General features: G+C 61.7%; 8 protein-coding genes, 1 tRNA gene and 1 pseudogene. 5 read left to right on the forward strand and 5 right to left on the reverse strand.

The window, feature by feature from the left end; translation table 11 throughout:
- Positions 1-508: 508 nt before the first annotated feature.
- From VMA74_RS17780 to VMA74_RS17790, 3 genes and pseudogenes are all read right to left on the reverse strand, one after another.
- A pseudogene (locus tag VMA74_RS17780) lies at positions 509-2,449 on the reverse strand (DEAD/DEAH box helicase); the annotation flags it as partial.
- Positions 2,439-3,308, reverse strand: coding sequence for a virulence associated protein (locus VMA74_RS17785; RefSeq protein ID WP_325369397.1), 870 nt, complete (start codon positions 3,306-3,308; stop codon positions 2,439-2,441). The gene VMA74_RS17785 and the pseudogene VMA74_RS17780, both read right to left, overlap by 11 nt.
- A 242-nt stretch (positions 3,309-3,550) precedes the next feature.
- Positions 3,551-3,626: transfer RNA gene (locus VMA74_RS17790), tRNA-Thr, on the reverse strand.
- 159 nt (positions 3,627-3,785) lie between these two features.
- On the opposite strand from VMA74_RS17790, the gene pilV reads away from it, so the two are divergent.
- The 5 genes from pilV to VMA74_RS17815 all read left to right on the forward strand — a co-directional run bounded on the left by pilV (position 3,786) and on the right by VMA74_RS17815 (position 8,999).
- The gene (gene pilV, locus VMA74_RS17795; protein WP_325369399.1) at positions 3,786-4,298 is read left to right on the forward strand and encodes a type IV pilus modification protein PilV; all 513 of its coding nucleotides are present in this window, start codon (positions 3,786-3,788) and stop codon (positions 4,296-4,298) included.
- A complete protein-coding gene (locus tag VMA74_RS17800; RefSeq protein ID WP_325369400.1) occupies positions 4,295-5,644 on the forward strand; it encodes a PilW family protein in 1,350 nt (449 codons plus the stop codon). Before pilV ends, VMA74_RS17800 begins: the two co-directional genes overlap by 4 nt.
- Positions 5,645-5,764: 120 nt before the next feature.
- Positions 5,765-6,391 (forward strand): pilus assembly PilX family protein, encoded by a 627-nt coding sequence (locus tag VMA74_RS17805; RefSeq protein WP_325369401.1) that lies wholly within the window; start codon positions 5,765-5,767, stop codon positions 6,389-6,391.
- A complete protein-coding gene (locus VMA74_RS17810; protein WP_325369403.1) occupies positions 6,375-8,573 on the forward strand; it encodes a pilus assembly protein in 2,199 nt (732 codons plus the stop codon). The genes VMA74_RS17805 and VMA74_RS17810 overlap by 17 nt, the downstream gene beginning before the upstream one ends.
- A 9-nt stretch (positions 8,574-8,582) precedes the next feature.
- Positions 8,583-8,999 (forward strand): type IV pilin protein, encoded by a 417-nt coding sequence (locus tag VMA74_RS17815; RefSeq protein WP_325369405.1) that lies wholly within the window; start codon positions 8,583-8,585, stop codon positions 8,997-8,999.
- A gap of 74 nt (positions 9,000-9,073) precedes the next feature.
- On the opposite strand, the gene recD is transcribed toward VMA74_RS17815, so the two are convergent.
- Together recD and recB are read right to left on the reverse strand one after the other, a co-directional pair.
- A complete protein-coding gene (gene recD, locus VMA74_RS17820) occupies positions 9,074-11,026 on the reverse strand; it encodes an exodeoxyribonuclease V subunit alpha (protein WP_325369407.1) in 1,953 nt (650 codons plus the stop codon).
- On the reverse strand, positions 11,016-13,963 hold a 2,948-nt coding region (gene recB, locus VMA74_RS17825), incomplete at its 5' end, for an exodeoxyribonuclease V subunit beta (RefSeq protein WP_325369409.1). The genes recD and recB, both read right to left, overlap by 11 nt.

Raw genomic sequence — 13,963 nt, forward strand, 5'->3', positions numbered from 1 at the left:
CAGCGACGGGTACTCACCACGATGCTCTTGCACCATACGCACGGCGCGCTCGCGGACTTCCGGGGAGAACTTGTTCGATTTGTTCATGGCTCCATCTTCTCAAGAGTTGGAGCCTCCACCAATCCCGGGGCGATTCAATCAAGTAGCTCTCAAGAGCGATAAGCAGGCGCCGACGCTGCTTTAAATCAGCGAGTATTGCGCTGGCGTTGAACTGACGCGAAGGATTGAGTCGCATTACTCCGCTAGCCCAGTCTGTCCACGTTTCTTCTTCCGCGAAAAGGAGCTCGCATAGCTGGCCAGGCGTCAGCCGAAGCTCCCATCTCCCATTTACGCTTCTTATGGGATCAAGCAAGGTCAATAGCGAGCTATTTGTACTTTCGGCGCGCTCTGGAGACAGAAGCTCCGTTGATGACTCAAACCTCCATGCATCACTTCCTTGGTTTCGTTTGTCATAGACCGCTGGGTCGGAGAATATGATGAGGCCTTCTGTATGCATGCCTGATCGTCCAGCGCGGCCAATGAGATTCTGGAAGTCGCGCACCTTGATTTTTTCTCCGGCCTGATAGATGCCGGAGACGATCAAGTACCTGATTGGCAGATTAACGCCTTGTGCCAAGGTCGATGTGCAGGCCACAAAATTAATGAGACTGCGCTGCATTGCATGTTCAATCGACAGACGTATGCCGTGTGGGGTGGTGCCGTGATGGACAAAGATTCCCAAGGCGCCTGCACGGCTGAGAATTGACTGCTCACCGAAATGCCCATCAAGAAGGTTCTTCAGTCGTACCAGCTCGTTAGCATTTGCGGTATGTGCAGGGGGACTGATACTAAAGCTACGTCCGTACACGTCGACGGCGCGGGAGGCCATATTCATGGCGGTGTCTTTCCGTCCGCAAAACACTGCGACTGCGCCTTGAGGAGCCAAACGAATGCCCAAGTACAGGGCTACGTCGTTTGCAACATCTTTTTCTGGAAAGAATCGCTCGTGCTCTCGACCTCTGCGCTCAAGAGACTGTTGTTCCACCGCCCTGGGCACGAAATAGTCTGGTTGGTCGTAACGGTTTGATTCGTAGAACATGAGCTGTCCGAGGCGCTCGGCCCAACTCGCGAAGGCAACTGCTCTCGAAGTCGTAAGCAATGTCGTGCCGTTTACGACTTGAGCGTCGTTGCCGATTAGCCACTCTCCTACAGCTTGCGCATTTTGAATCACCGCGGAAATCAGCACCGTCTGTGACGCCGCCGGCAGCGCAGCTTTAATCTCGGTCAACAGCAATTCGTAAGTAACGCCCCTAGCCCCAGAGTCAAACTGATGCCCTTCGTCATAAACGACTAGTCCCAAGGCGGATGCGATTCTTGGGGTCTGCCGGAGCACGTAGAGGAGCTTCTCGGGCGTCATAACTAGTATGCAAGACGACGTTGCGATATGCATGCCTAGCAGATCTGAAATCTGCTGGAGAAAATCGGCCTGGAGTGCGTCGGAGAGTTCATTGACCCTTACGTCATCGTCTCGAAAGGCATGGCGAAGTGACGCACTGATTTCGTGGCAGAGAGCTCTGAATGGCGCGACGACTACAGCTACTTTTGTGCGGTTAGCAAGAAAGGCGCTCCTGAGTATGATTTCTACTGATCGAGTTTTACCCGCACTAGTCGGCATCTGGACGATGCCCGAAACACCAGAAAATATTCCGGCTCGACCAAGCAGAATTTGGGATGGCCAAAGCTCTTTCGGAAACTCAGGTCGCCTTACTGCTCTAGCCCACTGTTCTGTGGGTATACCCGTGAATGACGGAAGCGTTGTCCACGCCGAAGATGAAAGACGGAGTCGCACGATTGCGGACAGCAGGTCAGCGAAGAGAAGTTCTCGTGACGACCCGCTTTCGTAGCTTTGGCTTCGAAGTGATTCCAATGATCCAGTCAGCTCTTCGATGTTGGCACCTTCATAGAAGTGAAAGGCGAGCAGTCTGGCAATTTCATTGAGGACGGAGCCGAATAATGGGTGGCTAACCTGCGGGTACGACTCCCAACGGCCAGCCAAGACCCAGCGTAGAATTTTGTCCACGGCCGCTTCCTGGTCGACCTCACCAATCCTTCGGGCCAGTACTAGGCTGCTCCCGGGGCGACGGGCAAGATAGTAAGCGGACGATGCTAGAAGCAAGGTGTCGCGGTGTATCTCTGTAGAGAAGCGCGAGTCTAAGAAGGCGTCAAAGAAGCTCGCTGAAAAACTCAACTCTTCTGCCGCTTCGGGCGGGAGAGGAGTGTCTGCATTTCTACTGCTGCTAATGGATGCTGCTATATCGCCGAGCGTGCCCACTGCGAGCAAAAAAAGCTCCTGTGGATTACTTCCTCGTGGAACGGATAGATGAGATTCCTCGGGAACGCCTAGTTCGTACATCTTCCCCTTGGAACGAGTGATCCCTAAGAGGCGTCGACTATTTGACTCAGGCTTCATTTGCGGCTCGCTCGTACAAAGCGTGTATCAGATTCATCAATGCCGAGCCACGAATCACGATTAGTTCGAGATTCTTTGAGTTCTGGTGCTTTTCAGTTACCGAGCCCTCCAGCGCGACTTTGTTGTAAGCATCGTCAGATAACAATGCTGCCGCCCCTGATCGATAGATGTAGGGGTGATCTGCCTGGTTCTGAAAGCGCTGTACGACGAGTGCTTCTTGCCCTTCTCCGGCGCGTAGCAGCCGGCGCTTAGTAGCATTGAGTGTTATTGCTCGTCTAAGGTAGTCCTCTGACGAGTCATCAATCGCCGACTGAAGCTGGCCAGAGTAGGGAGCGCCGGAAGCTTTGGCTTTGACCTCAAATGCCAGCAACGTATCATTCTGAGAGACGTGTGGCGGGTTCACCATTTTGAATCCAAGGATGTCTACGCCCTTTACCGACTCATTGCGACTTGCTTTATCGGCATACTTTCCTCGCGGGACTCGATATCCCAGGACAAACTCAACGTAGTCGGAAACCAATAATTCGGCGAAATCACTTGAGCGAATAGCAGGCCCTGGAGCATTGGTCTTGTCGGGGAACACTAGTTGAGTCAAATAGTCCGCGCGCGAGAGTCCTGTGCCCTCCCTTAGCTGATCTATTTCGTGATCCGGACAATATTGCTGTCGAAAGCGAGATGCCCAGGGGCTAAGGAACTCCGCCGATAGAGGGACATCGAGCTCCCAAACTTCTATGAGCCGCCCGTCGGCGGTTTGCAGGGAAACTTTCGATTTCGTTAGGCACGTTAGGTGCTTTGGATGTTCAAGCGCCCCCTTGGGGGCGCTTGACACTGAATTGCCCGCGATATGCGATTCTGACATGCATCCATTCCCCCTGTCCGGCCCTGACAAAAGCAGCGCGCTAGCGCACGTAACGTATCAGTTCCTCGTTGAGTGCATAAAGATGCGAGGCCAGGGCGGAATGACGCAATCCATTGCGGAGCCCGCAGCACCGTCTGGGGAATGCCACAGATTTGCCACAGCAAATGTGCGAAATCGTGCCATCCAAAGCAAAACAGCGCATCACACTGCAACGTGTAATGCGCTGTTTTGATTGAAGAAAATGGTGCCGGAAATAGGAATCGAACCTACGACCTACGCATTACGAATGCGCCGCTCTACCAACTGAGCTATTCCGGCTAAGCCGCTTAGTTTAAGGGGCCGTCTTACGGGCTGCAAGCTCTTGGAGAGGCTCTAAGAAGTCGGCGGGATTCGGACTGCAGATTGGGGCGCTGGCCGACTGACGGAAGGCAGGCGGCGCAGCCACAGTGTCCGCAGGGTCCAAAGGGAAGTGTGTTGATGCCGCTGTCACGGTATTCACGAGGCGTCACGCTGATCGAAGTGCTGGTTGCCATGCTGGTGTTCAGTCTGGGGCTGATCGGTGCGGCGGGCTTGATGGCGATGGCCGCGCGCGCCAACCAGGCCGCCTATCTGCGCACGCAGGTGAGTTTTCTTGCGCAGAACATGGCCGAGCGCATGCAGGCCAACCTGATGGGGGTGTGGAACGGCGACTACGACGGCAGTTACCCGGACGCAAGCGCGCAGGATTGCGCCGCGGGTTGCGCGCCCAGGCAGTTGGCGCAATACGATCGGCAGCGCTGGAGCGGCCAGTTGCAGACCTTTCTGCCGCCGAGAACGGAGGCCAGCATCCACTGCGACCGGAGCGGCGTGGCGCGTGTGCCGACGCACGAGCAGATCGCGCTGCGGCCGCCTTACGGTGGACGTTGCACGATGGCGATCCGCTGGATGGAGCGCGCCGCCCTCGGTGCCAAGGCAGAACCGCAAACCTTCACCTGGGAGTTCCAGCCGTGAAGCGTCGCTGTCGAGGGCTTTCCCTGATCGAGTTGATGATCGCCATGGCGCTCGGCCTGGTGGTGAGCTTCGGGATCGTGGCGGTGTTTACGTCCACCTCGAACATCCGCCAGGCACAAGAGCAGTTGGCACGCTTGCAGGAAGAGGGGCGCTTTGCCATCACGCAGATCAGGAACGACCTTGCCATGGCGGGCGCGTCCTACTGCAACGGCAGCGGTGGCGCCGCGCATGCAAGCGCTGCGGGGCCGTATCTGGACGGGCCGCGCGTACCTACCGTCTATGCCAGTGATCCACCATTGCTTATGCGGGCGTTGAGCGACGTGAGCACGCCCTGGGGCGGCGCCTATCCGCCGGCTCCGAGTGCACCGTATTCGCTGCCTTCGTTCTTGACCATGCGTGGCTACGATTGCACGGTAAGCAGTTGCGCGCCGGCGGACCCGAGCAACAAGCGCAATCCGAATGGCTTCAGCATACCGCCGATGGGCAAGGGGATGGATAGCCGCGTGATGGGCGCATCGGTACTTACCGTGCGCTATCTCAATTCCGCTGGCGGCTGGGCGATCGCGCCGGAAGGCAGTGCGCGCGGCAGCACCTTGCTCACTCATGCGGATGGTTCGGTGACCGTCCGCTTGAACCCGTTGCCTCAAGAAACGAAAGCGGCTGATGCCAAGGGTGACGAGCCGTTGCTGATGTTGGCCGATTGTTCCGGCGCCCAGATGTTCGCCGTAGCAAGCATGGGTGGCAGTGAACTCACCTCCACCGGCAACAACTTTGCCCAGCCGCATGTTTTCCAGCAGATGGCAGCGCCAAGGTTGTTCAGCGTCAGCCGGGATGTGCGGACGGTGACCTATTACCTGAAAGTGGTGGATACCGGCGATGGCACGGGGCGCACCACCGGCGCGTTGATGCGGCGTGTCAATGGCGGCAAGACCTCGCAGGGTGGTACGGGCGAAGAAATTGCACGCGGCGTGGAACGTCTGGATTTCAGGTACGGCGTGCAACAGGCGGACGGCACGCTGCGCTACTACACCGCCGAGCAGGTGGACAACAGTACACGCGCCGACTGTCCTGCCTTGCCCGTGCCGATGGCCGGCAGCAACGATCGCGGTTGCCTGTGGCGATCGGTCAGCCTGATCGAGGTCGACCTGCTGATGTCAGGGCAAACCCCGTTGTACGCACTGACCGCGGATGAGTTGGCCTACAGCTACGCGGCGGATGGGATATTCACACCGGCACCGCCGACCGCGGATGATCGAAAGGTGACGCCATTGCAACAGGGATTTCCGTTGCCCGTGTTGCGGCGCGAGTTCACGGCGGTGGTGGCCGTGCGCAATGCCAATCCGTAGGAGGTGGCAAGGATGCGAACAGGTGTGAAGGGCAGGGCACAGGGACATCGCCTCTCGTTGCCTGGTGTTCGACAGTCAGCATCAACAGCGTTAGTCGTTCGGCGGGGCGACGTGCATCTCATGCATTCGCGCGCTTGGGGAACGATACCAGCGCATCGCGCCCAGCATGGCTTCGCGCTGCTGATGGCCCTGATCTTCCTGGTCCTACTAAGCATGTTCGCCATCGCGGCCTCGCAACACTCCCTGTTGCAGGAGCGCATGGCCGGCAGCTTGCGTCACGCCCAGCAAGCACGCCTGGCCGCGGAGGCGACGCTGCGCGGCGTGGAATACAAATTGTGGTCGTTGGCGAGCCAGGCCGGCGCGCAACTGCATTGCGGGGATAATTTCATTACGCAAGACGATGGCTGCGTGATCTACCGTGCCGATGCTGCGCCTTACGCGGCGAATGGTGCCGTGACCCGCTTCCAAACCGCAGCAGGCTGGATCGACGGCATCAGTCTCAGCTACAAAGGCCCCACCGGCGGCGGCTATGCACCGGCACTGGCCAGAGATCCGGTCTATATCATCGAAGACCTGGGCAGCGAACGCCCGCCTGGCGTAGGTGGCTTGCATGAATCGGGCAGCACCGGTCCGAACAACGGCGGTCAGCTTGACACGCATCTTTACCGCATCACTGCGCGTGCCACGGGTGGCAATGCCAACGTGGTGAGCGTGGTGCAGAGTACGTTCAATGCGCCGCGCCCTTGAATATTCCGTTCGATGGCTGATGTGGCTTGGCGCCGTGTTGATGCCCACGGCGCCGGTTTTCGCCGAGAGTCTTGCCGGCACGGTGGAATTGAGTCCGACACCGTTGGACCGCACACGCGCCGCGCCCTCGTTGGCCACGCTTGCCTTGAACGAGAACGTGCTGACCGGTGGAACGCTTGCTTTTCTCGGTGGCTACGATGCTGCCGATGGCTCCGGCGTACTCAAGGCCGTCGCGTTGAATGCGGACGGCATCACGACGCGCACCGTGTGGGATGCTGGTGCGTTGCTCACCCATCCGCTGGTTACGCCACCAACCGGCCGCACGATACTCACCGCAAGCAGGCGGGGCACGCTTGCCGGCATCGCTTTCGAGCCTGCAGGGCCGTTCGATGATGACGAGAAACGCGGCCTGATGACGCCGGCGCCGGAAGTCCCTGCCGATACGCTGGAAGCGCGCGTCGACTACCTGCGCGGCGTTCGTTCGCTGGAACAGGACGGCACGCTGCGCCTGCGCGGCAGCGTGCTGGGCGCGATCGTGCATTCGCAAGCGCTGTATGTGGCTTATCCCACCGGCAACTATGCCGATGCCTGGTCGAACGTGCATGGCGCTGCTCCGGAAGCTGCACCCGCTGCGCAGCGCTATGCGGATTTTGTAGCCATGTATGCAGGGCGTGTGCCCACGCTTTATGTTGCCGCCAACGACGGCATGCTGCACGCGTTTCATGCGCCTGTTCCCGCATGCCAGACGCACGACGAGCAAGGCGCCTGCGCGGCGTATGCAAGCGACCCCGATGCAGGCAAGGAACGCTGGGCTTACGTACCGCGCGCCGCCTATGCACACCTTGGCCGCCTTACGCAGGCGCGGGCCTTTCAGTTCCAGCCGACCGTGGATGCCACACCCGTCACGCGCGACGTGTTTTTCAGCGAGCAAGGCCGGCGCGAATGGCACACCCTGCTGGTCGGCGGCTTGGGCCTTGGCGGTCGTGGCGTGTATGCGCTGGATATCACCGACCCCGGCGACGCCAGTCAGGCCCATCCCGGGCGCACGGTGCTGTGGGAATTCGACGCCGATTCACCTGGCGGCGAACTGCAAACCGGGGCCAGCTATAACCCGGCAGACCTGGGCTACACCTATGGGCAACCGGCCATCGCGCGGTTGGCGAACGGCCGCTGGGCGGTGCTGGTGCCGAACGGCTACTTTGCCGATTGCAGCAAGCCGGACCAACCCGCCGATTGCGAAGCAGCGGCGGGTACGGCACCCGGCTATAGCGCCTTGTTCGTGCTGGACGCGCAAACCGGTGCGGTCATGGCCGAACTCAAGACACCCGCTATCGATGGTGTACGCAGCCATGGATTGAGCACGCCGGTGCTTGGCGACTACGACAACGATCAGGTCGATGACGTTGCTTTTGCGGGCGACCTGGCCGGCAATCTGTGGCGTTTCGACCTGTCCGCGCCGAACCCGGCCAGCTGGAACATAAGCCTGGCGTATCGCGCAGCAGCGCAGGGTGCGCAGCCGGTTACCGTCATGCCGCGGCTTTTCCCGGATCCTGCGACGAATCGTTTCATGGTCGTGTTCGGCACGGGCAAATACCTTGGCGAGGGCGACAAAACCGACCGAACCGTACAATCGATCTACGGCATACGCGATCGGCTCGATAGCGCAGGCAAGCCGGTCACCGTGTCGCACGCAAGTCTGCAGCAGCAGATATTGAGCGAGCATGCGGTGACCGATCCTGCGTCGGGAAGCAGCGCCAGCCTGCGCAGCCTCACCTCCGACCCTATCTCGATGCAGGCGGGCGGTTGGCGTATCGATCTGGATGTCGCCGCCGGCGAGCGCGTGGTGGTGACGCCAACGGCGTTGTTCACGACCAACACCGTGTTGATCAGCACGCTCATTCCTAACGGGGATACGCCGTCAGGCGCGATCATGGCCATCGACGCGGCCACCGGTGGTGCGCGATCGATCTTGGGTTTTGGTGGCGGTTCGTATGCAGGTGCCCAGGTGGAAAACCCACCGACCAGCGGCAGCTTGCCGGTGGTGATGGCGGCAGGTGGCGGCCAGTTGATCTTGCCTGGCATCACCTTGAAGGGAAGCGGTGGTGCGATGGAGGTGCCGGTATCACTGGACGCCCCGTTGTGGCGCCGTCGTTCGTGGTCGTTGTTGATGCCAGGTTCTTGAGGAGTAACGATGGATCGTACGCGTGGATTCAGCTTGATCGAAGTGATGATTGTTCTGGGCATAGCCGCCATCCTGGCCGCACTCGCATCGCAATCCTATTCCCGCTACGTGATGCGTTCGCACCGCGCGCAGGCGCAGCACATGCTGATGGCGATCGCGCAGGCGCAGGAGCGCTGGTACGCCACCTACAACCGTTACGCGGATAACCTGGACAAGCTTGGCGATGCCAGGCCAGCGTCGGCTCAGGGTTATTACGAACTGGCAATGAGCGTGGTGGATGATGACGGGCAGGGCTTTGTCGCGATGGCAACGCCGATCGGCCGCCAGGCCGGCGATGCATGCGGAAGCTTGTCGATCGACAACGCCGGGCGGAAATTGCCGGGCAAAGACGATGCCGCGGCCAATGCGAATGGAAGTTGCTGGTAGCGCATGGCGCAGATGTAGGCTGGGATGCGATCCCGGCTTTTATGTGGATGGTGATGCTGGGATTTCATCCCAGCCTACAGTCGCTCTCCCAGTCCCGAATACCGCCGCGTGCGTTGCGCCAATGCATGCTCGATCGCCGCTTGCGTACCCACCAGGGTCAACCAGCGCCGTGCGCGCGTAATGCCGGTATACAGCAGCTCCCGCGTTAGCACGGCGGGTGCGTCGTCGGGCAATACCAGCATGGTGTGTTCAAACTCCGAACCCTGCGATTTGTGCACCGTCATCGCGTACACGGTTTCCACGTCGCCTAGCCGCGATGGCAGGACACAGCGCACCTGTGCGCCCGTCTCTTGCGGTGCAGATGATGACGCGCCACGGGTCATCGGAAACGCTACATACAAGCGCAGCTCGCCATCGGCCCCGCGCATGCGCAGCGTGATGCCGACGTCGCCGTTCATCAGCCCCAGGCTGTAATCGTTGCGCGTCATCATCACCGGCCGGCCTTCGTACCAGCCGCGGTCGGCGTCGATCAAACCCGTGGCGCGCAGTGCGGCAGCAATCTCCCGGTTCAAACGGTCGACGCCGGCAGGTCCCTGGCGCACGGCGCACAGCATCTGAAAACGGTTGAAGGCGTCCAGCACATCGTGCGCCCATTGCCGATATGTCGCATCGTCGGCATCGAAGGCAGGGCGGTGATGCCGCAGTCGTTCCAGATAGAACCGGAACCCTTGCGGCGCGTGCTGTGCCGATCCATCGGTTTGCCCATCGATCACCAGCGGCGCGATCGGCACGCTGCTGACGCTGGCAGCCAGCCAGGCCATGTCGGGCGATGGCGCCGCAAGCAAGGTATTTACCGCCGCCGCATCACCCGCGTTTACAGCTACCGCCAGTTGCCCGATACCGCTGGCGGCGTCGAAGCGATGACTGGCACGCAACATGGCGATGTGCTGGTCGAGGGCATGTGCATCGCGGTGCACGAATGCGGTGACATCGTCGCCGCTAGCGGCAAGCAGCCATTGTGCGGTGGCGGAGGTGTAGCAGCCTTGTTCGGCGCGCTGGCCCAGTTCGCCCAACACCGCGCCGGCTTCCACCGAGGCGAGCTGGTCCTTGTCGCCGATCAAAATCAAACGCGCATGCGGCGGCAGCGCATCCAATACCGCGACCATCATCTCCAGATCGATCATCGAGGCTTCGTCCACCACCAGCACGTCCACGTGCAGTGGATGGCGGTTGTCGTGTGCATAGCGGCGGCTGTCCGGACGTGCGCCCAGCAGGCGGTGCAGGGTTTCCACTTCCAGTGGAATGGCCTGGCGCACCGCTTCGCTGACATCGAGCATGGCGATCTGGCGCGCAATCGAGGCATTCAAGCGTGCGGCGGCCTTGCCTGTTGGCGCAGCCAGGCGGATCCGCAAGGGCGCATCGTGTTGGCGCAGCTGCAGGGTTTGCAGCAAACCGAGCAGGCGCACCACGGTGGTGGTTTTGCCGGTGCCAGGTCCGCCGGTAATAATGCTGAAAGCCCCGCGTGCCGCTAGTGCGCACGCCACGCGCGGCCATGCAACGCCCTCGCCGGCGGCAGCAGGAAACAGGCGCTGCAGCTCATCGCGCAATGTCTCCGCCGGCAGCATGCTGTCAACCAGCCGCGCGGCAATGCCGGCGGCGACACGGCATTCGTAATTCCAATAGCGGCGCAGATACAACCGATGCCCGTCCAGTACCAGCGGTGCGTCAGCGGGCAGTCCATCGACACCGGCCATGATGCGCGAGGCCGGCATGGGTGTCGTGGCCAGCAGTTCCAGCCATGCCGCCGGCCAGGCCTGTTCCAACGCCAGGGCATCCAGTGCGCGCAAGTCCAGGCAAGGATGGCCATCGCCGAGCTGCCGGCTCGCCAACGCCGCCAACAACTGCAGGGCTGGCTCGGCGTAGGGATCGCAGTCGCCGATGAACTGCGCAAAGGCCAGGTCCAACGGACGCAGCACGCGCCGCGCGACGGCATCGGCCAGCGTCGCCAGCAAGGTTTCACGCAGCATGGGCGGGTGCCTCCTGCGCAAACAGCCGATCCATCGCATCGATCAAGGCGAACGGCAAACGCTCCGTATGCACGCCATGCCCGGCCTGGTCCACGCCGCGCAAATACAGATACAACACGCCGCCGACATGCTGTTCGTAGCGGTAGCCCGGCAGCCGCGCGCGCAACAGGCGATGCAGGGCCAGCGTGTAGATGGCGTACTGCAAGTCGTAGCGGGCTTGCAGCGTGGCTTCGCGCATCGCTGCCGCGGTATAGGCCGCGGCCGTATCGCCCAGCCAGTTGGACTTGTAGTCGATCACGTAATAACGGCCCGCGTGCTCGACGATCAGATCGATAAAACCTTTGAGCATGCCATTGACGCGGTTCGGCGGCAGCAACGGGCGCGGCAGGCCACCCAGGGTGTGACGGGTGACGAGCTGATCCAGCTGTTGCGTGTCGACGCGATGGGCTTCGAACCAGAATTCCAGCTCGGCCTGGTACCGGCTGTGATCGTCGATGTGCGCGAGCGCCAGCGGATCGCCGTCCGGCAACGCCAGCGGCGTCTGCAGCAGCGCCGGCAGCCATTGGGCGAGTGGTGCGATCCACGCCTGCCATCCACGCCGTTGGCAACGGCGCGCGATCTGTTGTTCCAACGCGGCGGGCGCGTTGACCACGGCAGCGAAACCGCTTTCGGCGATCCATTCCAGCAGGTCGTGCAGAAAGGTGCCGGCGTCGGCGCCACGCGGAAAAGCGTGCATGCCGTAGTCGATGCTTGGCCCGGTCCATTCCACCGATTCGCGCACGGCTTCGGCCAGCACGTCCTGGGTGGCGGTTTCCGGTGCGGTTGGTTGCATCGTTTCGCCTTCGCCGTGGGTCAGCGCGCTATAGCTGGATATCCACCAAGATTCCGGCGGCGCGAGCGGATACACGCGCGCCTGGCGTTCGCCGCTGGCGCGATACGGCGGACGATGGACGCGCACGCCGGCCGATTCGCCGGCTACCTGCACCTGGATGTCAGGCGAACCATCGCGCAGCGCATCGAGGTGCGCCAGCAGATCGACCGGTTCGATCGCTTGCTCGCCGCCGCACAGCACGTAGCCTAGGGCCGAGCGATGCAGCAAGGGTTTATTGCGATCGGCCACGCAGGCGACACCCAGCCAGCAGGCGTGTTCGGCGCGCGTCAGCGCCACGTAGAACAGACGCAGGTCTTCCTGCAGGCGCTCGCGCTCCATGCGTTGCTGCGCTTGCGCATCGGGCTGCAGGTCGATCCATGCCGTGCCGGCGTCGTCGTGCCAGGGTTGCATGCTGCCACGTGGCGCATCCTGGAAGCGGCTGACGAACGGCAGCATCACCACCGGATACTGCAGGCCTTTGGATTTGTGGATGGTCACCACCTTCACTAGATCGGCTTCGCTTTCCAGGCGCACGACCTGTTCTTCGCCGGTTTCCATATCGCCTTCGCAGGCGCGCGTGATCTGCGCCGCCAAGTGGCGAATCAGCGCGTATTCGCCATCGAGATTGGCCGCAGCATGCTGTAGCAGTTCGGCCAGGTGTTGCAGGTTGGTCAGTACGCGTTCGCCATTGGCGGTGGCCAGCAAGCGCGCCGGCAGGTCGAATACGTGCAGCAGGTGGTGCAGCATCGCCAGCACGCCGTGCCGCTGCCACAGCCGTTGCAGCTCGCGGAAGCGCTCGCCGCACCATTCCCAATAGGCTTCGTCGTGATTGAGCCGATCCAGCTCCTCCAGGCTGCGCTGCAAGCTGGCGCTGGCCAGCGCGGCACGCATGGCACGGTCGGAAGTGGGCATGGCGCAGGCCTGCAGCCATAGCAGCACATGCGGTGCTTCTTCGGTGGCAAATACCGAATCGTTTTCCGACAGATAAACGCTATGCACGCCACGCTGGCGCAAGGCCGTGCGGATGCATGCGGCCTCGCGCCGGCTGCGTACCAGCATGGCGATGTCGCGTGGGCGCAGCGCCGTGTGCGTGCCTTGTGGGTCCACGAAACCGCAGCGCCCGGCCTGTGCGGCGTCGAGCAGATCCACGACGTGCGACGCGGCATGCGCGGCGGCCATTTCCATATAGGCGCCCACGCCCAGCGGCTTGTCGCTGGCGAGCACTTCCAGATGGAGCGCGGCGACGGGCTGATCGTCGTAAAGCAGGCGGCGCTTGGCGCCCGCGGCATGGATGGGCTGGAAGGGCAGGCCGTGTGCGCCATGGCCAAATGCAAACGCACCCTCGCGCCATTGGTCGGCGTACTGGAAAACGCGATTCACCGCCGTGACCAGCGATGAGGTGGAGCGGTAGTTGGTGGTGAGCGTCCAGGTGGGCGTTTGCGCCTGCTCCCGCGCGGCGAGATAGGTATGAATATCCGCGCCGCGGAATGCGTAGATCGCCTGTTTGGGATCGCCGATCAGCAGCAGCGCGGTGTTCGGCCGCTGTGCGTAGATGCGCTGGAAGATGCGCCACTGCAGCGGATCGGTGTCCTGGAATTCGTCGATCAGGGCCAGCGGATATTGCGCGGCGATGGTGCCGGCAAGCTGTGCGCCATGCGGGCCGAGCAGGGCGGCATCGAGCTGGCGCAGCATGTCGTCGAAACCCGGCTTGGCCTGGCGCTCGCGGATCTGCTCGACGCGCGCGGTTATCCATGGCAGTGCGTGCGCAAGCAGCAAGGGCTTCAATGGCGGCTCGGCGTTGCACGCGTCGAGCAACAGCTGCACGGCGGCAAACGCCGGATGCGCAGGCGGCGACTTGCCCTTGCTGACGGCGCTATCCAGCTTGGCCTGGGTATAGCGTTGCAGGGTTTCCTCGTCGATGTCGGCGCCGTTGGCCCAGGCGCGCAATGCCGGCCATTCCCGCTCCACCGTCTTGGGCTGGAAGATGTTGTTCTTCAGCACCTTGGTTTCCACGGCGGTGCGCAGCAGCGTTTCGATCGCCTCCGCATCGGCTTGCCACAAGGTAC

It is taken from the genome of Dyella sp. (genome assembly GCF_035508675.1).
Classification (GTDB): domain Bacteria; phylum Pseudomonadota; class Gammaproteobacteria; order Xanthomonadales; family Rhodanobacteraceae; genus Dyella_B.